This window comes from Paenibacillus sp. J22P15, from assembly GCF_056269345.1.
The window spans coordinates 13868-36284 of the sequence record NZ_JBWDNT010000007.1; the positions used below are offsets into that span (position 1 = coordinate 13868).

Annotated in this window: 21 protein-coding genes; 13 read left to right on the top strand and 8 right to left on the bottom strand. The window is 42.8% G+C overall.

Annotation, left to right across the window (positions count from 1 at the left end):
• Positions 1-30 precede the first annotated feature (30 nt).
• The 5 genes from AC0YN6_RS16420 to AC0YN6_RS16440 all read right to left on the bottom strand — a co-directional run bounded on the left by AC0YN6_RS16420 (position 31) and on the right by AC0YN6_RS16440 (position 6705).
• A complete protein-coding gene (locus AC0YN6_RS16420) occupies positions 31-822 on the bottom strand; it encodes a hypothetical protein (protein WP_475748135.1) in 792 nt (263 codons plus the stop codon).
• A 14-nt stretch (positions 823-836) separates the two neighbouring features.
• The gene (locus AC0YN6_RS16425; RefSeq protein WP_475748136.1) at positions 837-1832 is read right to left on the bottom strand and encodes an ABC transporter substrate-binding protein; all 996 of its coding nucleotides are present in this window, start codon (positions 1830-1832) and stop codon (positions 837-839) included.
• A gap of 129 nt (positions 1833-1961) precedes the next feature.
• Complete coding sequence (locus AC0YN6_RS16430) at positions 1962-3602, bottom strand: ABC transporter substrate-binding protein (RefSeq protein WP_475748137.1); 1641 nt, start codon at positions 3600-3602, stop codon at positions 1962-1964.
• Positions 3603-3812: 210 nt separating this feature from the next.
• Positions 3813-4898, bottom strand: coding sequence for a LysM peptidoglycan-binding domain-containing protein (locus tag AC0YN6_RS16435; protein ID WP_475748138.1), 1086 nt, complete (start codon positions 4896-4898; stop codon positions 3813-3815).
• Between the two features lie 187 nt (positions 4899-5085).
• The gene (locus AC0YN6_RS16440; RefSeq protein WP_475748139.1) at positions 5086-6705 is read right to left on the bottom strand and encodes a sensor histidine kinase; all 1620 of its coding nucleotides are present in this window, start codon (positions 6703-6705) and stop codon (positions 5086-5088) included.
• A gap of 170 nt (positions 6706-6875) precedes the next feature.
• Between AC0YN6_RS16440 and AC0YN6_RS16445 the strand changes: the two genes are divergently transcribed.
• The 6 genes from AC0YN6_RS16445 (at position 6876) to AC0YN6_RS16470 (ending at position 12454) form a co-directional block, all read left to right on the top strand.
• The gene (locus AC0YN6_RS16445) at positions 6876-7943 is read left to right on the top strand and encodes an HD domain-containing phosphohydrolase (RefSeq protein WP_475748140.1); all 1068 of its coding nucleotides are present in this window, start codon (positions 6876-6878) and stop codon (positions 7941-7943) included.
• 5 nt (positions 7944-7948) lie between these two features.
• Positions 7949-8479, top strand: coding sequence for a heme NO-binding domain-containing protein (locus AC0YN6_RS16450; protein WP_475748318.1), 531 nt, complete (start codon positions 7949-7951; stop codon positions 8477-8479).
• Between the two features lie 8 nt (positions 8480-8487).
• A complete protein-coding gene (locus AC0YN6_RS16455) occupies positions 8488-10197 on the top strand; it encodes a response regulator (RefSeq protein ID WP_475748141.1) in 1710 nt (569 codons plus the stop codon).
• Positions 10190-10552: a response regulator gene (locus AC0YN6_RS16460; protein ID WP_475748142.1), complete on the top strand. Its 363-nt coding sequence runs from the start codon at positions 10190-10192 to the stop codon at positions 10550-10552. The genes AC0YN6_RS16455 and AC0YN6_RS16460 overlap by 8 nt, the downstream gene beginning before the upstream one ends.
• A gap of 741 nt (positions 10553-11293) precedes the next feature.
• On the top strand, positions 11294-12067 hold the full coding sequence (locus AC0YN6_RS16465) for an aminoglycoside adenylyltransferase domain-containing protein (RefSeq protein WP_475748143.1): 774 nt from the start codon (positions 11294-11296) through the stop codon (positions 12065-12067).
• A gap of 45 nt (positions 12068-12112) precedes the next feature.
• Positions 12113-12454 (top strand): DUF1801 domain-containing protein, encoded by a 342-nt coding sequence (locus tag AC0YN6_RS16470; protein WP_475748144.1) that lies wholly within the window; start codon positions 12113-12115, stop codon positions 12452-12454.
• A gap of 84 nt (positions 12455-12538) precedes the next feature.
• On the opposite strand, the gene AC0YN6_RS16475 is transcribed toward AC0YN6_RS16470, so the two are convergent.
• Together AC0YN6_RS16475 and AC0YN6_RS16480 are read right to left on the bottom strand one after the other, a co-directional pair.
• A complete protein-coding gene (locus tag AC0YN6_RS16475) occupies positions 12539-13678 on the bottom strand; it encodes an extracellular solute-binding protein (RefSeq protein WP_475748145.1) in 1140 nt (379 codons plus the stop codon).
• A 16-nt stretch (positions 13679-13694) separates the two neighbouring features.
• Positions 13695-15107: an RNA polymerase sigma factor gene (locus tag AC0YN6_RS16480; RefSeq protein WP_475748146.1), complete on the bottom strand. Its 1413-nt coding sequence runs from the start codon at positions 15105-15107 to the stop codon at positions 13695-13697.
• Positions 15108-15419: 312 nt separating this feature from the next.
• Here AC0YN6_RS16480 and AC0YN6_RS16485 point away from each other — a divergent pair, with 312 nt between their 5' ends.
• The 3 genes from AC0YN6_RS16485 (at position 15420) to AC0YN6_RS16495 (ending at position 17015) form a co-directional block, all read left to right on the top strand.
• Positions 15420-16031 (top strand): hypothetical protein, encoded by a 612-nt coding sequence (locus AC0YN6_RS16485; protein WP_475748147.1) that lies wholly within the window; start codon positions 15420-15422, stop codon positions 16029-16031.
• Between the two features lie 17 nt (positions 16032-16048).
• Positions 16049-16474, top strand: coding sequence for a GNAT family N-acetyltransferase (locus tag AC0YN6_RS16490; RefSeq protein ID WP_475748148.1), 426 nt, complete (start codon positions 16049-16051; stop codon positions 16472-16474).
• A 109-nt stretch (positions 16475-16583) separates the two neighbouring features.
• Positions 16584-17015, top strand: coding sequence for a DUF6526 family protein (locus AC0YN6_RS16495; RefSeq protein ID WP_475748149.1), 432 nt, complete (start codon positions 16584-16586; stop codon positions 17013-17015).
• A 111-nt stretch (positions 17016-17126) separates the two neighbouring features.
• On the opposite strand, the gene AC0YN6_RS16500 is transcribed toward AC0YN6_RS16495, so the two are convergent.
• The gene (locus AC0YN6_RS16500; RefSeq protein WP_475748150.1) at positions 17127-18206 is read right to left on the bottom strand and encodes an AI-2E family transporter; all 1080 of its coding nucleotides are present in this window, start codon (positions 18204-18206) and stop codon (positions 17127-17129) included.
• Positions 18207-18567: 361 nt separating this feature from the next.
• Between AC0YN6_RS16500 and AC0YN6_RS16505 the strand changes: the two genes are divergently transcribed.
• From AC0YN6_RS16505 to AC0YN6_RS16520, 4 genes are read left to right on the top strand one after another with little or no spacing between them, the layout of a single operon-like run.
• The gene (locus tag AC0YN6_RS16505) at positions 18568-19584 is read left to right on the top strand and encodes an ABC transporter ATP-binding protein (protein WP_475748151.1); all 1017 of its coding nucleotides are present in this window, start codon (positions 18568-18570) and stop codon (positions 19582-19584) included.
• Positions 19571-20506 carry an ABC transporter ATP-binding protein gene (locus tag AC0YN6_RS16510; protein WP_475748152.1) on the top strand — a complete coding sequence of 312 codons (936 nt, stop codon included), beginning with the start codon at positions 19571-19573 and terminating at the stop codon, positions 20504-20506. Before AC0YN6_RS16505 ends, AC0YN6_RS16510 begins: the two co-directional genes overlap by 14 nt.
• A 5-nt stretch (positions 20507-20511) precedes the next feature.
• Entirely contained in the window at positions 20512-21474 is a 963-nt protein-coding gene (opp4B, locus tag AC0YN6_RS16515; protein ID WP_475748153.1) for an oligopeptide ABC transporter permease, read from the top strand.
• Between the two features lie 26 nt (positions 21475-21500).
• Positions 21501-22406: an ABC transporter permease gene (locus AC0YN6_RS16520; RefSeq protein WP_475748154.1), complete on the top strand. Its 906-nt coding sequence runs from the start codon at positions 21501-21503 to the stop codon at positions 22404-22406.
• Positions 22407-22417: the final 11 nt, after the last annotated feature.

A 22417-nucleotide genomic window follows, 5' to 3' on the forward strand; every position in this document is an offset into this window, starting at 1 on the left:
ACCCTTGCTCTGTATTTTTTTTGGCTAAAACTAATATGGACAAAGTTTCGTTCGCATTGCTGCACGATCCGTTTCTTTCAATCGAGGACATTCATAACAGTAGCCGAATTCGATATCTAAGCGATAAGCTAGGCAGCAAGCTGCTTTCAATAACATAGTTTGATCAGGGTTATTCGGGTGTTCAATGAATGTCAGCTTTCTATTAAACGGATTTTTACGGAGTCCGAACGCACTAGCCTCGACATTAGAAGAGAGCATTTGAAAATAATTTCTGATCTTTTCTCGGCTTTCTTCATCGGAGGCTGCACTTAACTGGTCTTCCATTTGAGTGTATAACGCATTAATGATTTGACCCCATAATGGAATGACGTTCATTTGAGTCAGTTGGGACAAAATTACGATCAAGGGTGTTACCTGTTCCCTATAAAAGGAGTCGAGCGATTTCTTGCGCCAAGTATCCCGTTCCATTATCGGAATTTTGATTAACCGTTCTTCGTTGATTTTAAATGAAAAAAGGGGATAGTGTTCACCCGCATATAATTGTACGGTCAAATTAGATAAGGATAGATCCAGCATAACCTCATTGCAATGAAACAACATGTGCTGCATCGCACAGCATACACTTGCATACCAACTGCAAAAAAACGCTGCTGCAGTAGAGCGTTCTTTTGCTTTAATGAGTGAACTGTATGTGTCGATCAAGCGCATCATATTTTCTTCTTTTAATAGGTCGGACGCTGGTATGATAAGCACGGTGTTTTCTAGCTCATACCTAGTCAGGAAAAACTGCTCTTCCAGTAGTCTATAATCAACCGTGCCCATTGCATACCCTCCAATTATTTTTGTTTATTTTCAAAAGCCTGCACGACTTCATCAATAGCGTAGCTATCTGCCAAAGGTGACATGCCAAGACTAAACCATTCCTTGCCGCCCATCATGTAAACCTGATTATTTTTAACTGCCGTCATGTTTTTCCATAACGAGCTTTCCATCATTTGCTTATACCTATTTTGAACTTCTTCGCTGGACTCATCATCGAGCTGTAAAATGATGTGGTCAGGATTAAATTCAGGGATTTTTTCCAAAGAAATTGAAAGGCTGTTTTCGCTCTGTGGAAAATCTTTGACAGGTTTCAAGCCTAATTGTTTATGGATGAAGCTGCCTCGATCAATATTTTCGCCGTAAATAACGATTTCCTTCGCCATAATCATCATGTACATAACCGTCTCGTCTCCAACAAGGGACTGGAGCTTCTCTTTAGCTGCGCTTTCTTTCGTTTGCAAATCTTGAATAATCGTTTCAGCTTGTTCCTTCTTGCCGAAAACCTCAGCGATATCCCGCAATTCATCCCGCCAATTATCACGCTGCGGCAAAAGAACGGTTGGTGCGATTTTTGACAGCTGATCATAATCTTTATCGGACCACCACGTCGGAGCAATGATCAAATCTGGTTCAGAGGCTAAAATAGCTTCAAAATTAGGCGTTTGGGCAATTCCCATTTTCAACGTATCTTTGAACGGTTCCTTTAAGTAGGAAGGGAAATCCTCATGATAGTTTTGTACCGCTATCGGCGTTACGCCAAGTGCATACAAAAACTCAGGGTAGACGACAGAAAGTCCAATGACCCTTTGAGGATCAGCTGGAATGCTGATGTCTCCTTTCAAACTACTTACCACACGCTGCTTATCCGATGCACCTGCATTGTTTTCTTCAGTTTCTCCAGTTGTCATGCTGTTCTTGTTCGGCTCGGTGTTCACAGCTCCACAAGCAGTGCTAATCATTAATAACAAAACGATAACTAATCCTACAAATAAACGTCCATTTCGTTTCATTCTCTTGGTGCCCCTCCTGAAAGTTCTTATTATATTTGACAATCACGCAATACAATTGATTATCATTATCACTAAGTAGGAGTATAGATGAAATTACTAGTTCAGAATATTGACGATACCGACATTTTTTTATGTACGATTACGCCATAGCTTCAGTGCTTCGCCGAGCATGAGATCGTGAGTAAAAGCCGTATACTCTACCCAAGGGTAGGAGGGGAGAAAATCAACTCTACTATTTCTGACTGCTTTCAGATTGCGCCATAACTCAGATTGTATGAGTGATTGCCAGCATAATTGCGAAAGGGCATCCTCGTCCACGATGACCAGAAGTCGATCCGCATCGAAATCGATCAACTGATCGGGGGTTATCTGTTGATCTGGATCTATTCGATTGACACCAGACGCGGGTACAACGTGCAAATCAGAATAAAACACCGTGCCTAAGCTTCTATCTCCTAGAACATGGTACCGATCTCCGGTAATCCTCAGAATAAGGAGACTGTCGTCTTTAATTGTGTGCTGGACCTGTTCTCTTACAAAACGAGCCTTTCGATCATAGTTGTCAAGCCAGGTTTCTGCTGCTGGAACTTTACCGAGAAACCTTGCAATCAAGCGTAAATGCTGGCGCCAATCTTTCTCCATCCAAGGCACCAAAAGTGTAGGGGCGATTTCCGTTAGCTTCTTCTGATCCTCAGCAGCTATCAGGTTGTCGATACCTATAATGAAGTCGGGTTTTGCGAGCCTAAGCTCGTCCATTTTCACGATTTCATTTGAACTGAGCGGAAGTACCGAATCCGTTTGATACTTTCTCTGATAATAATCAGTCCATGGGTGAACAGCTGGTGCAGCGGATGGAGTGATTTGAAGGGCAAGCAGCTGCCCGATATTAAAGGTATGATACGCGACTATTTTCAACCTGCTTCTCTTCATAAATTCGGCGGGAGGCATACCTGTTATCTGCTTATATTTGCGTCTGAAATAAATATCATCATTGTAGCCAACATGCCGTGCGATATCCCGAAGACGATATTGGCCGCCCATTCTCATAAGCTGCTGCGCCTGCGTGATTCGGAAGATAGCCAAATAGTCGATCGCGCTGCAGCCAAACCTTTTTTTGAACAATCGCATAAAATGACGGGAGCTGATTCCGGCAACCTTAGCCAAATGCTCTATCGTCAAATCTTGTTGATAGTGCTGCTCAATATAGGTTTTCACATATTCAAGCGCTGCTTCTGAATCATTCTCTTGCACAAGTAAAGCATCCTGAAAGAGGGTGTACAACACTTCTTGAAACACAATTTGGCTGCGAAACCTTTTTAGTCGATCCTCATCATGCAAGCATTGGAACATGGTTTCGCATAAAGCGTTAACGGAAACCGGAGACGAAACGATAACTTCTCCTTTTACAGGGAAACGGCTGTCACGCTTAATAATTTGCATCGAATTGAAAGCCGATTCGTTGTCCCCGATAACATCAAATCGCAAATGATAAAAGCCTCGTTCATCAAACGAGTGCGCGGATGCTTCGATAAGTTGACCGGGCGTACACACATAAACGCTGCCTTGTCGCAGCTCGGTAAATTGGCCGTCAATGGTGAGCCAGCCTTGACCGCTTGCCGCAATAAGGATCATATGGGACTCAATAAACTGAAGTCTTAATTCCCATGGATTTGTATTGTTTTTGATATGTTCAATTTCCCGAAGCTTAAAGCACATGCCTTCGAGTGAAATATACTCGTGATTTTTATTGTTATTTTTCAAATCACTCACGTAGACGCACCGTCCTTATTACTTGCTAAGGAACATTCTAGCTTACAATTATTTTCATCGCAATTTTTGGTGAAATTATAATTAGATTTACTGGATAACGGGGAAAGGGAGGGAAATCAAAAGAGCATCCAACACCATTTTCGATATCACCAACGGTTTTTTCGAAAATTGTATTGGATGCTGCTTAGTTTGATAAAGACGATATTAATATTATTTTTTTGGAATTTTCAGTACCGTACCTGCTTTTACATTATCAATGTCTACGATTTGATTGTAATCCGCAATGAACATGGCATATTTGTTAGAGCCGTAATAGGCTTTGGAAATGCTGTATAGCGTCTCACCATTCTTAACGGTATGATCCGTTGATTCGAACCCAGGTGATGTACCCCAGTTGTCATCAGATTCATCTGGCTTGTCGTTTTTAAGAGAAGGGATGATGAGATGACTGCCTGCTTTCAAGCCTGCGTTACTATCAAGCTTGTTTTCCTTCGCTATAACGTTCACATATTCCGCGGATTTATAAAACATTTTGGATATGCTGGACAGCGTATCACCAGCCTGAATCAAATAGGTTGCCGGCAGAGTGATCTTAGAATAATCCTTACTACTCTGTGGTTTGCTACCTGTTGAACCCGAACCAGAGGACAACGCAGGTATGTTGAGTTTATCTCCTGCTTTCATATCATTAATAAACAAAATATGATTATGCTCGGCAAGCAGTGAGTAATGCTCCTTCGAATGATAGAATTTCTCGGATATCGAGCTGAGCGTGTCCCCTTTTTGAACGATATAGGTAGTTGGCAGCTTTACGGTTTCATTCGAGCTGCCAGCGGGCTTGTTGTCGCTATCCTTTTGCTCTTGAACGGGCTTTTCCACCTCAGCTGGCTTGGAAACCTCAGGTTTGGCAATTGGTTCTTTGACCGGTGGAGTATCGGACTCTATAGGAAGAATATCCTCATTGCTGTCCTTCTTTTCTTCAGTGATTTCCTTCTGTTCCTCACTGCTTTCTTTCTTATCCTCAATCGGTTCTTCTTCATTCGCTACGTCGATAGTTCCTTCGGGGATAGGCTCATCCTCTATCGTCACATTCTCATTATTTTTGTTATTACTTAGATTTTCAGCAACTGTAAATTGTAGATTGTTATCGAGCAGATTCAAATATTTGTTGTACAGAACTCCGCAAGTAGCAATGAGTAGGAGACCTATTGCTAGAAAGATGATGAGAGTTGTTTTCTTCAAAGATACAAGGCTGCGTTCATGGCGGTTACTACTGCGCGTTTTTTTCGTATTCAAAGCGTATTTTCCCCTTTATTTCTCAACTTATTTCTATTCTATCCGACATGTTTAGACATGTGGAATGGGACTTAACAGCTATTTTAAGCGATAAATCTATATAAGAACTAAACATTCAGAAGTAAAGTGGAATAAAAGGAGAAAAAAGGCGAACATATTCCAGATAAATACGGAAAGGAATCGCCTTCTAGAGAAACACCCTCTGAACATCGCGAGATGAAGAAGGGGCTCGTGAGATGGGAATCCAGCAAACGAAGCTGCTTCCCACTCCGGATTCACTCTCAACCGAAATGTGTCCTCCCATGATGGAGCAGAATCGGCTGCTAATAGCGAGCCCAAGTCCCGTACCGCCATACTTGCGAGTTGTGGAAGCATCTGCTTGAGTGAACGGCTGAAATAATTTTTCCAGCTGCTCGGGGCTCATCCCGATACCAGAATCTTTAATGAGAAAGCTATAGCCTGACTTCCCTTCCTTAACTTCAACATAGACGTTAAACTGAATAACTCCGTTGTGTGTGAATTTACTCGCATTGCTGAGCAAATTCAGCAGTATTTGGCGCAGCTTAGTTATATCAGCCTCTATTTCACCTCGCACATGATTCGTTTGAAGTTGATTCCCATTGTTTTCGATAAGCGGCTTCATCGTTGTAATGACATCTTGAACCAAATCGTGTACCTCGAACGTTTCGTAATGTACATCCATCTTTCCTTCTTCAATCTTCGATATATCCAGGATATCGTTAATTAGGGAGAGAAGGTGTTTTCCGCTTTTCCCGATCTTTTCTAAATCCTCTACAAAAGTCTGCTGACCTAGATCCTCGGCTTCCTCCATTAACATTTCGCTATAGCCGATTATGGCGTTCAAAGGCGTCCGAAGCTCATGGCTCATATTGGCAAGGAACTGGCTCTTGATCCTATTTGCTTTAATGGCTTCATCATGTGCTTTCTCTAGTTGTGATGTGCGTTCCTTAACCATTTGCTCCAAGTGCTCATTTAGCTGTCGCAATTCCTGGTTTATTTGATAAATTTCATTAGATTTACCTTGAATCTCAGAATCTTTAATAGAGAACTTATTCGATATATATATACCGATAATAGAAAGTCCTAGTGTAAATATAGTTCCTCCTGAGATGATATACGCAAGCCACTCCTGATTCAGAATCATACTGGTGTCTAGTCGTTGTGAATGTACTGTTTCTGTTTCGAAATGTGCAGCCATCATGCCGACATAATGCATGCCAGCGACGGCTGCCCCCATTAATAATCCGCTGCCCGTCTTCTTCCATATGTGTCTGCTTACATGCTCGCTTCCCTTGCGGAAATAACACGACAGCCACAATGCTGCGATTGAGGCAGCAACAGCAATAATGATTGATAAGGAGAAATATAGTGGATCGTATGTGATATCAATTGTCAAAGCTGCCATCCCGATATAATGCATCGCAACAATCCCGCTCGCCAGCAAGATTCCACCGCTCAGTAATTGAGGAAGCGACAGCTGATCCCTGCCTACGATATGAAGGGCAAAGAAGGAAGCCGCAATGGCAAAAACGACAGAAAGAAAAACAGTCGGCATATGGTAAGCAATGGGGACGGATAATGAAAAAGCGAGCATGCCAACAAAATGCATCGACCAAATGCCCATTCCCATGGCGCAAGCTCCAAAGAGGAGCCATATCGATCGTTTGCGTCCAGTGGATGTACTAATTCGTCCGACCAAATCAAGTACGGTATAGGAAGCAACTACGGCTACGATATAAGAAAAGATGACCAATACGATATCGTATGTTCCATGAGCATGATTCATTTGTTAATCACTCCAACTCGTTTCTTTCTGGCAATAGTTCTATTTCGACAAAATGTGAGAATTTCCCTTCCTGAGTTTGTTTTCATCTCGATTAATGCCGAATGATGAACTATAATGGTAGCAAGTATGGAAGGATTATCTAATAACAGACGCGCAAATGAGGAAAAATAATGGATGAGCTATGGAGAAAAACCGCAAAGTTTCTGATCGTAGACGATCAGGAATATAATATTAATCTTCTAGAACGAATATTGTTACGGGCGGGCTACACGAATCTATATACGACGACGGATGCAACGAAGCTAGAGGCTTTATACCGAGAAAATCAACCGGATATCATTTTATTAGATTTACATATGCCTGTAATGGATGGGGTTTCGGCGCTGCAGCATTTGCAAAAATGGAAGCAGGAGGGCGAATATTTGCCAGTTCTTGTTCTAACAGCTGACGTTACGCCTGAAGCGAGGACGAGGGTTCTTCATGAAGGGGCAAATGATTTTATTACGAAACCATTCGACCGGATGGAAGTGGTATTGCGAATTCAAAACTTCTTGAAGACAAGATACTACCATTTGCAGCTTCAAGAGCAAAATCACAATTTGGAGAAGCGTGTTCGAGAGCGCACCAAAGAGATTGAGCGGGCCAAAAATGAAATTTTGAATGTATTGGGTCGTACCGCAGAATACCGTGATGATGAGACAGGGCAGCATACACAGCGAGTTGCTGAGCTGTCTGGAAGGCTTGCATTACGCCTAGGTCTACCTGCAGAGGAAGCCGACCTTATTAAACGTGCAGCACCTCTGCATGATATCGGGAAGATAGGCATTTCAGACAACGTCTTATTGAAGCCGGGAAGATTCCTGCCAGAGGAATTTGCGAAGATGAAGCAGCATACGGAAATTGGCGCCAGCATTTTGGAGGGCAGTCAGTTCCCCGTCTTGCAATTGGCCAAAAGCATTGCGCTATCTCATCATGAGAAGTGGAATGGGACAGGATATCCGAATGGGCTTAGCGGGGAAGATATTCCTCTTGCTGGACGAATCGTAGCGATCGCGGATTTCTACGATGCACTAACGCATGAGCGTCCCTATAAACGAGCATGGACAAAAGAGGAAGCCATTGCAGAAATTAAAACGCAGAGCGGAGTCCATTTCGATCCTCGGGTTGTTGAGGCTTTTTTGCGTATCATAGAGATTAAAAGTGATGATGAAAGCAAACGAGAGGCGGTTCAGCGGTGAAGGGAATGATTTTTACTTCTTTTTTGGAAATGGTAGAAAACAAGTTCTCTCTGAATCTGGTAGATCAGATTATTCAAGCATCGGAATTACCTTCAGGGGGCAGCTACACAACGGTTGGCACCTATGATCACCATGAAATGATTAAGCTGATTGTGGAGCTTAGCGCTCGAACAAGCATACCTGTGGCTGATCTGGTTCGGACATTCGGGGAATATTTATTTGGTCAGTTGCTGGGGCAACACCCGGTTTTTATGGAGGAAAACAGCTCAGTATTTGAGTTTTTGCAAAAGGTAGACAGCTATATTCATGTAGAAGTACTCAAGCTGTATCCGGGAGCAGAGCTTCCCTCTTTTCAATATGATACTTCCATACCTGGAGCCTTGATTATGACGTACAATTCTTCGCGACCTTTTGCTGATTTGGCAGAGGGGCTTATTTTCGGCTGTGTAGCGTATTACGGGGAAGACATAGAAGTTAAGAGAATCAATTTGAGCGATGGAACCTCGGCCCGTTTTGAATTGACCAAGGCGGGGTGAATATAGCAATGAATGAGATTGATGTAGTACGAAGACAGCTTGAACGGGAGAAGAAGGCTCGTCAGGCTGCAGAACAGATTGCCGAGGAAAAAACTCGCGAAATCTATTATGTAAATCAAGAGCTGCGGCAATTGAATGATCAATTGGAGGAGCTCGTCAAAGAACGTACACTTGAGCTGTCGAAAGCTCGCGACGAAGCAGTTGAAGCCAATCAGATCAAAAGCCAATTTCTGGCGAGCATGAGCCATGAATTACGAACCCCTCTGAACGCTATTATTGGTTATAGTGAAATGCTGAAGGAAGATATGGAAGGGATGGGTGAACCTGCATTTGCCGATGATCTTAACCAGATTAATAAGGCGGGCAGACATTTGCTCACACTCATTAACGATATACTTGATCTTTCCAAAATTGAAGCGGGCAAGATGGAGCCGTACTTGGAACAATGTGATATTCCGAGCATGATTCATGACGTAGTCACGACCGTACATCCGCTAATGGAAGTGAATAAGAACCAGATCAAAGTAGAATGCACAGAAGGCGAAATTCGAACAGACATCACGAAGCTGCGACAAATTCTCTTTAATTTGCTCAGCAACGCAAGTAAGTTCACAAAGGACGGAATGATTACGCTGCAAGTGGGCTTTGAAAGTGAAGCGGACTTGCCTGGCATTGCTTTCCGTGTACAAGATACTGGAATCGGCATGTCAGCAGAACAGATGGATCAAGTCTTCCAAGCTTTCAAGCAGGCTGATTCATCGACAACGAGAAAATTTGGCGGTACCGGCCTAGGGCTGGCTATCAGCCAAAGCCTGTGCAACATGATGGGCGGAAATATAACCGCAAGCAGCACATTAGGAGAAGGTGCGACATTCACCATTTGGCTTCCCTTGTTGGAGGAAATCCAGCCTGAACCATTAACTGCTGCGATTCGGAGTTATGAACGTGTTACGCCCGAAGGTGCTGGAACCGTTCTCGTCATTGACGATGATCCCGCTATGCTTCGGTTAATGCAGCATTATTTGGGACATGAAGAGTGGAATGTACTGCTGGCCCAATCGGGGCAAGAGGGTGTCCGCTTAGCGAAGGAGCTGAAGCCTGCAGTCATCGCCCTTGATGTACTCATGCCGGGTATGGATGGTTGGAATGTGCTGGCTGCACTGAAGAACGATCCCGAGCTCGCACACATACCTGTCGTGATGATTTCTATGATGGACGAGCAGCGACTGGCTTATGCGCTTGGAGCATCCGAGTTTCTGACTAAGCCGATTTATAGGGAGCGATTGATTTCGACTCTAGATAAGTATGTACCTGAACGACAATCGCATTCTGTAATGGTTATCGAAGACGATGCTGTGACAAGTGATATGATCACCAAGCTGCTGAAGAGGGAAGGCTACCGTGTAACTAGAGCGGGCAACGGTCATCATGCATTGCAGCAAATGAAGGAAGAAGCCCCTCATTTAATTTTATTAGATCTGATGATGCCGGAGATGGACGGCTTTGAGTTTGTTGCAGCAATGCGTGAACACGAGGAATGGCGATCTATACCGGTCGTCGTTGTAACTGCGAAGAGTATAACAGAAGAGGATCGGCGGAGGCTGAATGGCTTCGTTGAAAACATCGTGCAAAAAGGACATCTAGACCGCAATGCTCTCTTGCATGAAGTGCGCCATTTGATTTCACTTTCGCTAGCAGAGGGGGGAGAACGTGTATAAAATTTTGTTGGTCGAGGACAACGAGATGAATCGGGATATGCTGTCGCGTCGCTTGATCCGCAAGGGCTATCATGTGGTTATGGCATCAGATGGACAGCAAGGCATAGAGATAGCAAATTCAGAATTGCCCGATCTCATTCTTATGGATATGAGCTTGCCCGTCATCGATGGCTGGGACGCTACAAGGAAATTGAAAGCTTCTCAGGAGACTAGACATATCCCCATCATTGCCTTGACTGCCCATGCAATGGCAAGTGATCGGGATAAAGCCTTTGAAGCGGGATGCGATGATTTTGATACAAAGCCTGTGGAATGGAACCGACTTGTGGAGAAGATACAGGTGTTCTTAGTGTAAGTAAGTCGGTTGAGTACTTGCAGCCTATTCCTTAACCCCGTATATTCTTTACGATATTAAGAAATCTTCTTCTTACATTGTACTTTATACAATAGGATTCTCTTGGTAGCAAAGATTTAGGAGCTACACTGCAGTTTATACAATAGAAACCATCGGTTTGAGCTGGTTGGCCATACTTATGCCTGTTTCTACTGCATTTACTGCAATGTAGCTCTACTTTTAGGTGTTATGTTAGGTCTACATTGTAGTTTCTGCAATGTATGGTAATGAGACTGTCCAGTTAGCTCCCACTTTTGCACAGCCAGTCGGTTCAGTGAAGACGATTATTGTCTTTACTGAACCTTTTTTTGCTTTTAGTAGACGCATCAAAAAAAGAGAGTAGTTTAGTTACAGTCAAACTGTACCTTGCTTGTAACCACATGCTGGTATAAGTTTGAAGCATATCGTCGTATTTTGTGAATGATTTCTTTATGCTGCAGTCTTTCAGAGGAAAAGGTATTGCAGAAAATGCCGCGACTCATGTATTTGAGATGTTTAAAGGTCAGTGGGAGCTGTTTACTAATCCAATGAAGCAAAATATAGTAGGACAAAAATTTTGGAGAAAAACAGTATCAGGTTGTACAAAAAGTAACTTGAAGAAACGATTGGCATGACATTCGATGGGCATAAAGTGGTTTTTAGATTTAATAACGTGGACAGATAGCTTGAAAATTCGGGTTACCAAACGGGGGATACTTGAACATGCAGCCGTACTTAGACAAAATTGTTTCATTGTTTAAAGGTGAGCTTGATGGAAATCTGTCGGGACTTTATTTACATGGATCATTGGCTATGGGATGCTTTCATCCGGGGAGAAGTGATATCGACTTTATCGTTGTGATCAAAGAGAGTTTGACAGCAGAAAACAAGAAGAGATTAGCCAAGCAAGTATTAGTACTGGATGATGAAATGCCAAATGAGAGAGGAATGGAGTTTAGTGTGATTTTGGAATCTCACATAAGTGCATTCGTCTATCCTACTCCATGTGAAATGCATTATTCTAAATTCCACAAGGAAAAATATCGCTCTGATGAAAATTATGTTTGCGGCGGGTACGAAGACAATGATTTTGCATCACAGCTGGTTGTTGCTTATTATCGCGGGATAGCCTTGTATGGTCGACCGCTTGAAGAGTTATATGAGCCTATTGATATTAAATATTTTCTGGCATCTATTATTTATGATATTAAAGATGCTTCGGAAGACATTATGGATCAACCGATGTATATTACTTTGAACCTGTGTAGAGTTCTGCTCTTTCTGAGAGAAGGGAATATATCGTCCAAGAAAGAAGGAGGAGAATGGGGAGTTCAGTCATTACCGAATAAATACCAAGAATTGATTGGGAAATGTCTAGAACAGTACGCCGGAGTTACAGGGAAGCATATGTTTGATCGTGATCATTTAGCTGATTTTACAGACTATATGTTGTGTGAAATAAAGAAAACAGGAATTTTATGTATAAATGACGAATGATTAGAAGTAGAGATGGGATTTTAAGCAAAAAGAGGAGAATGAAAAATGAACCAAGAAGTAACGGATTTTATTGAAACCATAAAAGAGCCTTGGCAAGCGGAGCTGTGCTCACGTCTTCGAGAGGTTGTTCTCGGGGCGATTCCGGACGCTCAGGAGCGCATCCAGTACAAGAAACCGCATTTTTTGAAAAATGGAAAATACGCGGCCGTTATTTCAACCTCCAAAGAAGCGGTAAGCTTTACGATTTTTAATGCGAGTGAGCTAACGCTGCCAGAAGGTTTGTTTGATGGCCCGCCAGAAAGAAAGACACTCAAGCTGCGAAAAGATGCACTTGTCGATATCTATCTATTATCGTCCCTAGTAAGCCGAGCAGCGTCAACATTATAAGTGCATCCTCAGATTGAACGATGACCCGCAAGAGAGGCATCGTTCAATCTGAGGCAAGCTAACATCCTTTATGCTGTTAATCTTCTAAGTAAACCTCGTCCACGATTTCAAAGTCTGAGCTACGTCAGCACCTTCCAGAATCATGCGGTGAATATCTTCATTAATGATCTGGCGGGAGGAGTTCCATTTCTCATTGAAATAGAAGCCGCTTGTTTGCACATGGTCCAGCTCCTGCAAGAATCGCGACCAAATATGTTTCTCGGTAAGACCGCTTTGCACGGCAAGTGAGCGTGTAATCGGCAGCGTCCATGGCGAACGAAAGGAGTCTGGTCTCTTTAAAATGTAGTGGTTTAGAAAGTCCCAAGCGAGACGAGGGTGCTTTGATTTAGTTGTGATACCTGCTGCTCCCATATAGATCATATTAGATTGTTCTTTGCCAGGCATGTTGGGCAACCCTACCACTCCGAATTTATCCGCCAGTCCGTGATGAAACAAATTTCCTACGAACCATGTGAAACCAAAAACCATCGCAAATCCTTGGTGCAAATCCCCTGCCTCTGAAGGCTCATTAGGATTACGGATTACACGGTGAACACGATAAGCATCAATCAACTTGCGAAAGGCTTCAATGACGGCAGGCTGGTCAACGTAACCTCTTGCAGTCATGCCATCTTGCGATAAGTATCGTCCGCCGTTACGCATGACGAACGGCTCGAATTCCTCGATATCCACCCCGAATCCAAAACCGAACTGCCGAGCTACGCCGCTCTCGTTACGAATCGTTAGTTTTCCGGCAAGTTCTATCATCTCATCCCATGTCCAAGACTCTGCTGGATAAGGGAGACCAGCTTGATTAAATATTTCCTTGTTGTAAATGATGAGAGGGAGCGCTACGTCTACAGGCAGGCCGGGGAGTGTAGCATCCTTGCATGCGACGCGCATGATCCCGGGATTTAAGTCTTCTCTTAGTCCAGAAACCTCATCCACATATGGCAGCAGATCGAGGAACATGCCCTTGTAATTAAACAATGCCCATCCGCCAGATTCGATAATATCAGGGGCTTCATCGGATTTGAAAGCTTGCATGCATTCATAGTGGTCGGTCGCTTGCTCGATGATGATTTTTACATTAGGATGAGCCTGCTCAAAGGAAGCTTTCGCATCCATTACGTTATACATATTTTGAAATTCGGTAAGAAATCTTATTTCAGTAATCTTGTTCATGGTAAACTCTCCTTTTCTAACTGGCTGAACGACTTTTCCAAATAACCGATTGCGGCTTGGCGTATTCCACAGCGAATTGAATGGCAGCTTTCGCATTTCGGCGCTGTAGAGCTGTCTGTTCTGACAGTTTCATTACAGGACTATCTTTTTTCAATGGTCTATCGATAGACGCAAGAAATCTAACAGGATTATTGGTAATATCGTTATATGATAATTTTTTACCTTCTGGTTTCATGGCATCGGTTAGTTGAACGGCCTGAAGCTCGTCATTGTAGCCGTAAATTAGCGACCACTCATGGACATAAGGTCTCGAAGCGGAAGTGTCAAAATAAAGAACGGGCTTCCCTAATTCGATAGACTTGCGAATATACGGTATAACGGCTTCCTCGATTGGAAGCACTACAGGAAAACGCTCAACGGCACCAAGAAGCGGCACCGGTGAATCCGATAATTGACCGCACAGCATATTCACCTCGTATCCAATCTCCTGAATGAACTCTCGGAGTGCCTGTCGCCAATCAAACATGTAGATCCCATCCGCGAAGGTTGTTTTATCGGATATTTGCATACGAAAGGCAAAACCAGAAATCCCCATTAGCTCAGCTGTTTCACGTTGATCGCCTAGAGTCGCGAGCAAATGCCCGATTCGATCGACAAAAGTAAACATCGTGGAAGCATGCGCCGGCCATTCCGGTAATTCGAGGAGCTTGCTCTTGAACAAAATGCTTTCCCCCTTCTCGGGTAGTAGGCCAAGAGAGACACGGATCTGCTCCTGCCTTATCTTCTGGCGGGAACGATGGATATACGTATAAATGGAGCCTGTCGTCATCTGATACATAGCAGCGATCTCATCCGGACTCAGTTGTTTGAAGAAAAAGGCTTCGAATATTTCACGTTCCTTCCGAGTCAGGCAGTGCAGCACTGAATGGATCGTTTCGTACAGCTCTTTGCGCAGCAGAGGCTCTGCCGGATCTTGATTGTTCATCGCAGCGTTCGCAGCAGACTGTGTCAAATGGAGGAGGACACTGTCCAGATCGTCCCAGTTGATCCTGCCTGCATCAACTTCCGTTGATACGAAGGATGTAAACGGCTTTTCCCATTTATATGGACCGCCTCGCCGCAAGCGTGAATTTGCTTGATTACGCACGATCCGGTGCAGCCAGGGCAAGAAACGGCTCGTATCGTGAAGTGTCCCAATATGAAGGAACGCACGAATGAGTGCATCCTGAACGATGTCATCAGCCATGTGTGGGTCGCCAGTTATCCGCTCAGCCCAACCTTTTGCACGTTTACGATGCTGTTCAATTAGCTCCCCAAATGCTTCCGTATCGCCCAGCCGAGCCCTTTCCGCGAGCATTCGGCTGCGGTCGGCGTCGTCCATTTCTGGAGCGGCCATGAAACCGATGCTGTTCAATTCGTATATGCTCATACCCGCCTCCCGTGACTCTATTGATCCTCACTTTGTTAGATGCCTGCCGTCTATATTATTTGAACAATTTTCTTGAAAATAATTTAAAATATATTTTTTATGAATATAGCACCGTGCAATTTTTGAAAATTTGAACCTCAAGTAAATGACCCCAAGAGAATAGAAATTGATGCATCGCTATGGTCTATACGGGGCGCAAGAGTCATGTTATATTCAATTCATAATAGTTTAATTTTCCATAATGATCCAATAAATTGTAAGTGGGAGAGGTACAGAGGTCAACTCAAATATATATTTTAGGGAGGTAGAGCAATGGGTACAAAGTTTGGGAACATTCACATTAAGACAAAGGATATAGGCAGTGTATTAGCTGCACTTAAAGAAATCTCTTCGAGTAAAAAGCAAAAAAGAATAAATTCAGATTCAGCTTTTGAATCGATTGTACAACAAGCCTATGTATTGCAAAATATATTCTATGTTGGCGAATTTCATAATGAATGGATTAGTATTTTAAATGATACCTTTGGCTGGGGAGAAGTTGAAGCATTCGGGAAGAAATTATCGAGCTATATTAATGCCCCTGTATTAACAATTGGATACTTTGATGATGACGTTTTTGAGTTGAATATATGCGTAGACGGAGAACAGAAAAACAAACGAATTTGGTGTTCTGAGGGAACTAGAGAAGACTATGGATTAGATGAAAACGAGGGTGACATTAGTCTGCTAACCGAGTTACTAGGCCACTCCCATAGTTCTAAATGGAATGAAATCATGCAATTAGAGGATTGCGAAGAGGCGATTGATGGATTACAAGAAATCATGAATATACCATTATGGATCCACTCGGAATGGTTTAATGAAATTGATGAAGATGAGACTGAGATTATAAACAATTATATAAAGTACGATTTTAACAGTTGAGAGGTTGGGAGTTCATCATGGCAATTGAAATCACTAACGGAAATAAAGAAGAAAGTGAATACGTTAGAAGAAAGCTAATTGAATATAATCATAATCATCCGCATGTTCCTGATGACTTGAAGAACAACTATGAGGAGATCAATCTTACTATAAAGGATGATGAAGGTAAGATTGTTGGCGGACTATTAAGCGTATTTTGTTGGAATTGGATAGAGGTTGATATTTTGTGGGTCGAGACAGCACTTAGAGGCTCAGGCTACGGGAGTCAGTTATTATGCCAAATCGAAGCGATTGCCACAGAGAAGAAATGCACCTTCATCAAACTGAACACTTTTAGTTTTCAAGCCCCTGATTTTTATTTGAAAAATGGCTATAAAGTAGTTGGAGTATTTGAAGACGCCCCGTTAGGAAGTAAACATTATTATTTTAGAAAGGACATTTGAGTTGTTGCAAGCGAAACAATACCGATTTGAGTTTCGAGTTCTGTAATGTATAAGATGTTATCGACATATATTTAAAGGAATTTAGATTGAGGTAATGGGAGGTAGACCATTGAGTAAGTTCAAAACGCAAAGCTATGCGGATCATACCCAATATTCACCTTTATATCATTTTATCCTTGCACCCATTTCACTAATCGTTTTCATTGCGTCTATTGTTCTCATTATCAAGCAGCAGTTTAGTTTTACTTCGGCTCTAATATTCGGACTAGCAATTTGTGTAGTATTGCTGGTGGCGACAGTACGGCAATTTGCAACCAAGCTGCAGGATCGCAGCATTCTTCATGAAGAGAATTTTCGGCACTTTCGTCTTACAGGCAAGCCATTGGATGAAAGACTTAGCTTACAGCAGATCATCGCACTTCGTTTCTCCGAGGATGAAGCCTTTCCTGAGCTATGCACGAAAGCTGCTGAAACAGGCATGAAGTCTGGGGAGATCAAGAAGTCGATTACGCATTGGAGAGCAGATCATCACCGGGTTTGAGTAAATATAGCTTATGTTAAATACAGAACATGATTATCAAATAAAAAAGCAGATGTGGACCACTTTTGTGGGATCCCCATCTGCTTTTCCTATTTGGCAGGATTTGAGCGCTTAAGCGTCCTCCCACTTTTGTTTGAAAAAAAGCTGGTACAGCTTGATAACGACGATCTTCAAAATCATGTATACAGGGATGATGATGATCACACCGACGATTCCAAAGGCGTCACTGCCGACCAGCACCAATAGAATAGTTGTAATCGGGTGGATATCCAGCTGTTTGCCGAAAATATAAGGCGACAGAATATTATCCTGAATTTGCTGCGAGACGAGAATGACCACTAACGACCAAATCGCAATAGACGGAGACTCGATCAAGCCGATTATCACGATCGGCACTGCAGACAAGATTGCACCTATAAAAGGGATAAAGTTCATAATAACCGCTATCGCAGTTAGGAGAAGGGCGTAGGGCAAGCCGATAATCGAAAAACCGATATACATGAATACACCGAGTGCCAGATTGACTACCACTCTTCCTACAATAAAGCCGCTAACCGCAAGATCAATATCTTTTACAACCTCATAGCCTTCTTCACGAAACCTTTTGGGCATAAAACTAACGATTTTCTGACCAAATTTGTCACCCTCCTTCAGCATGTAAAAAAGAAGGATGGGGAATGTAAACAGGATAACCGCGAAATTGGAGATGAAAGTAAACGTTCCTGTTAAATAATTGGTTAGTAAGGAGAACCCTTTATTCAAATACTCGGTTACCTTAGATAGCGGATTCGTATTCTCTGGAAAAATATTCGCCAGAAATCCATTCTGTTCGAGTCCTTGTAATTGCTTGTTCAAAGAGCTCAGAAGATTCGGAGCGTTGTTCACCAAATTGAAAAACTGAGTTCGCAACGAGGGAAATACGCCAATGATAAACAGAGAAAATAGTATAGCTGCAACTAAATAAATAATGAGAATAACCAAAGGCCTCTTTAATTTAGGCCCTTCCATCCAGTTTACCAAAGGCCGCAATAGGTAATAGAAAAAGGATGCCAGCATCAATGGAATCATTGTAATACTCAATAATGAAACGAAGGGCTTGAAAATGTAGTCGACAAGTGAACCCAAATAAATAATGGCTAATACTAAAATGACAGCGATACAGATTTTGATAAATTTGTTCAACGATTTCAAAAGGTTCACTCCTCTTTGTGTGAATATTTATATGACGCATATTATTATCGTCATTAATCATATGGTTTAGACCTAAGAAGACTTCTAAGCAGCAGTGAGGTGAGTATTATTGTAAAAATAAGTTTAGTGTAATTATATTGTATTGCTTACTTACTAATCAACAATGTAACAATCTGAAACATAATACATTAATGCGTTACAGCGTTTAAATATAATATTAGTTCTGGAATAGAAAGTGTAATGAAATCAAAAACCATGAATATAAATAATCAATATTCAATTAACTGGGACAATGTGTGTGGAATTATTTGAAAATTAAGAAAATAGTAGTTTCGAATACATTCGCGTTAGGAGGATTCCGTTGAATAAAGAGCTGCTGAAAATTGAGAATTTAACGACCTCATTTCGAATTGCGGATCATTATTATGCAGCTGTGGATGATGTGACGCTATCGGTAAAAGAAAATGAGGTGCTAGCTATTGTTGGAGAATCAGGCTCTGGCAAGAGTGCGCTAGCCTATTCCATAATGGGTCTTCATACGAGAGCTAGAATAGAGGGAAATATTTATTATCGCGGGCAGGAAATTGCTCATATGTCTACCTCTAAGCTGAACAAGCTGAGAGGTAAGGAAATGGGGATGATCTTTCAAGACCCGCTGTCGGCATTAAATCCGCTGATGATTGTAGGCTCCCAAATTGAAGAGGTAATTTTCCTTCATCAGCCAAATCTCTCGAAGAGAGCTAGGGCAAGTATGGCGATTGAGCTGTTAGCAAAGGTAGGGATTCCTCGTCCCGCGCATACCTACGGGCGTTATCCTCATGAATTATCCGGAGGAATGAGGCAGCGGGTTGTCATTGCGATAGCGATTGCTAATGAACCTAAACTATTAATTGCCGATGAACCGACGACTGCACTCGATGTTACGATACAATTGCAAATTCTTGATTTACTCCGAAAGCTGAAGGAAGACAGCAAGGCGGGCATTGTCTTGATTACGCATGACTTAGGTGTTGTTGCTGAAATGGCTGATCGAGTGGCTGTTATGTATGCTGGACAAATTGTTGAGATTGCAGACATTTACACGCTTATTTCTAGAGCAAAGCATCCCTATACAAGATCTTTGCTGCAATCGATTCCAACGGTTAATGAGGCGAAGTCCAAGCTGCATGTGATTCAGGGAATTGTGCCGTCTCTTCAGAATCTTCCGAGGGAAGGCTGTCGCTTCCAACCGCGAATCCCGTGGATCGCTGAGACCGCGCACGAAGCAGAGCCGGTAATGCATGAGGTTTCACCTGGACATTTTGTCAGATGCAGCTGTTACAAGCACTTCCACTTCCCTGATCAAAAGGAGGATGATCATTATCATGTCATTTCTTGAGATCAGCGATCTAAAAGTACATTTTCCGAATCGAAGCGGTCTATTTAGCAAAAAAAGCGAACCCATCAAAGCAGTAGACGGCATACATTTCTCCATGCAGCAGGGACAAACCTATGGACTAGTAGGCGAGTCCGGTTCTGGCAAGACCACGACAGGCAGAGCGATCATAGGTTTGAACGCCATCACATCGGGCAGTGTTCTCTTCCAAGGGCAGCAGCTTGCTGCAGGCGGGCTTCAGAAGTATTCGGCATTCCGTAGAGACATCCAAATGATATTCCAAGACCCCTACTCCTCTTTAAATCCCAAGAAACGTGTCATTGACATCATAGCTGAGCCACTGCGGAATTTTGAGAAGCTGACTGCCGGTGAAGAGAAGCGCCGTGTACAGCAGTTATTGGAGCTGGTAGGCTTAAGCCCCGAATACATATACAAATATCCTCACGAATTTTCTGGAGGTCAGCGGCAGCGGATAGGCATTGCAAGAGCAATCGCGTTGAAGCCTAAGCTCATCATTGCCGACGAACCCGTATCAGCGCTGGATGTGTCTGTCCAAGCTCAGGTGCTGAACTTTATGCAGGATATTCAGAAGGAACTAAACCTTACCTATCTATTAATCAGCCATGATCTCGGCATTATTCGGCATATGTGTGACCATATTGGCATTATGTATAAGGGGCGTTACGTTGAACGCGGTACGACAGCCGATATTTTTAATCATCCTCAGCATATTTATACGAAACGTCTGCTTTCGGCAATACCCGATATCGATCCTGCCAAACGTGCGGAAAAGTATGCGTTTCGTGAGGCTGTGAAGGCAGAATATGAACAAGCCTTTGAGAACTATTTTGACGAGGAAGGCTTGGCTTATCCATTAAAACCAATTTCAGAAACACATTTCGTGGCTTTGCCTGAGAGAGGGTGAGGACGATGTGGCGTACAGTTGTACGAAGAATAGTCATTATGATTCCTCAAATTATATTATTAAGCATTCTCGTATTTTTAATGGCTAAGGCGATGCCTGGGGATGCGCTGACTGGTCTGCTCGATCCAAGTATCGATCCAGCAGCGCTGGAAGCACAACGTGTGAAGCTGGGGCTTAACAATCCGTGGTACGTGCAATATTGGGACTGGATTACGAAAGCAATTCAAGGTGACTTTGGACAATCGTTTCGCTTTAAAATGCCGGTGTCTGATCTGATTGGCCAGCGAATGATGAATACCGTTTGGTTATCCTTAGTGACGCTAATACTTACCTACTTAATAGCAATTCCACTTGGCATTACAAGCGGGCGCTATAACGATACTGCAGCTGATCGTCTCATTACAGGTTATACATACATAGGGTTTGCAGCTCCTTTATTTATTTTCGCACTTTTGATGTTATGGGTGTTCGGCTTTCATTTTGGTTGGTTTCCTACGGGAGGAAGCGTTGCTCCAGGGATGGAGCCTAGCACGCTCCAATATGCTATGAGTAAATTTTATCATTTGCTGCTTCCAGCGATATCGATGGCACTCATTGCGACCGTGACAACGGTTCAATATCTTCGCAGCGAGATTATCGACACGAAGCAGAAGGATTTTATTCTGACGGCAAGAGCAAAGGGAGCATCGGAGTCCCGTGTGTATAATCGTCATATTTTACGAAACTCGTTATTGCCGATTGCAGCATTTATGGGGTATGAAATTACAGGCCTTATCGGAGGTACGGTGTTCATAGAGGGCATCTTCAGTTATCCGGGGATGGGGGAGCTGTTTTTAAGCTCCATCGCGCTGCGGGATTTCAGTGTCGTTACTGCGCTTGTTTTATTGTACGGGGTAGCCTCTATTCTCGGGGCATTAATCTCTGACATTGTTTTAAGTATCGTTGATCCTCGGATTCGAATTAAATAACAACTCGAAACGTTGAGGTGAAAGAAATGAGAAGGACTAACATCCCCATCACTGCGCTTCCGAAGCCGGACAAAAGTCCGTCAAGCTGGAATATTATATGGCGGGAAATCGTACGAGATAAGTTGGCTTTCATATCGCTCATTTTTTTAAGCATCGTTATTTTGTCTGTTTACGGGATATCGCTTGTTCTGAATCAGGAGCAAATTGTAACGGTAGATTTATTCGCATTGAAAAAGCCGCCGTCGACTGAATATTGGCTAGGCACGGATTATGGAGGGCGCGATGTTTTTGGTCAGTTAATTATCGGAACTCGTAATTCATTGTCCATAGCGTTTATTGTTACTGCATTTACAGGTGTCATTGGCGTTTTAATCGGACTCATTTCCGGTTATTTCGGCGGAACGGTAGACAATATTTTGATGCGATTTGTTGATTTCTTTATGATACTTCCGACTTTAATGATCGTCATTGCGTTTGTCACAGCCGTGCCAAAATATAATATTATGTCGTTCTCGCTAATTATGACAGCTTTTCTATGGATGGGGATCGCGAGGTTGATTCGTTCAAAAGCGCTGCAGGAGAAGGAGCTGGATTATGTTCAGGCATCCAAAACGTTAGGCTCGTCTAACTTTAAAATTATGATGGTGCAAGTATTGCCGAATTTAAGCTCCATTATTATTGTAACGATGACACTGAACTTAGCGGCGAATATTGGGCTAGAGTCCGGGCTCTCGTTCCTTGGCTTCGGTTTCCCAGAGAGCATGCCTAGCTTGGGTACGCTGGTCAGCTATGCTAGAGACCCGCAAACGCTAGAGATTAGATGGTGGATATGGTTACCTGCATCGCTACTGATTCTGGTACTGATGTTGAGTATAAATAACGTCGGTCAAGCGCTTAAGCGAGCGACGGATGCAAGGCAAAGAAAAGGATAACAAGGGAGGAA

Bases quoted from the DNA above. Each gene is read 5' to 3' on its own strand.
- AC0YN6_RS16490 (WP_475748148.1), top strand. From the start codon at position 16,049: ATGGCAATTGAAATCACTAACGGAAATAAAGAAGAAAGTGAATACGTT.
- AC0YN6_RS16425 (WP_475748136.1), bottom strand. From the start codon at position 1,832: ATGAAACGAAATGGACGTTTATTTGTAGGATTAGTTATCGTTTTGTTA.
- AC0YN6_RS16485 (WP_475748147.1), top strand. From the start codon at position 15,420: ATGGGTACAAAGTTTGGGAACATTCACATTAAGACAAAGGATATAGGC.
- AC0YN6_RS16455 (WP_475748141.1), top strand. From the start codon at position 8,488: ATGAATGAGATTGATGTAGTACGAAGACAGCTTGAACGGGAGAAGAAG.
- opp4B (WP_475748153.1), top strand. From the start codon at position 20,512: ATGTGGCGTACAGTTGTACGAAGAATAGTCATTATGATTCCTCAAATT.
- AC0YN6_RS16450 (WP_475748318.1), top strand. From the start codon at position 7,949: ATGATTTTTACTTCTTTTTTGGAAATGGTAGAAAACAAGTTCTCTCTG.
- AC0YN6_RS16445 (WP_475748140.1), top strand. From the start codon at position 6,876: ATGGATGAGCTATGGAGAAAAACCGCAAAGTTTCTGATCGTAGACGAT.
- AC0YN6_RS16420 (WP_475748135.1), bottom strand. From the start codon at position 822: ATGGGCACGGTTGATTATAGACTACTGGAAGAGCAGTTTTTCCTGACT.
- AC0YN6_RS16470 (WP_475748144.1), top strand. From the start codon at position 12,113: ATGAACCAAGAAGTAACGGATTTTATTGAAACCATAAAAGAGCCTTGG.
- AC0YN6_RS16480 (WP_475748146.1), bottom strand. From the start codon at position 15,107: ATGAGCATATACGAATTGAACAGCATCGGTTTCATGGCCGCTCCAGAA.
- AC0YN6_RS16440 (WP_475748139.1), bottom strand. From the start codon at position 6,705: ATGAATCATGCTCATGGAACATACGATATCGTATTGGTCATCTTTTCT.
- AC0YN6_RS16520 (WP_475748154.1), top strand. From the start codon at position 21,501: ATGAGAAGGACTAACATCCCCATCACTGCGCTTCCGAAGCCGGACAAA.
- AC0YN6_RS16465 (WP_475748143.1), top strand. From the start codon at position 11,294: ATGCAGCCGTACTTAGACAAAATTGTTTCATTGTTTAAAGGTGAGCTT.
- AC0YN6_RS16475 (WP_475748145.1), bottom strand. From the start codon at position 13,678: ATGAACAAGATTACTGAAATAAGATTTCTTACCGAATTTCAAAATATG.
- AC0YN6_RS16510 (WP_475748152.1), top strand. From the start codon at position 19,571: ATGTCATTTCTTGAGATCAGCGATCTAAAAGTACATTTTCCGAATCGA.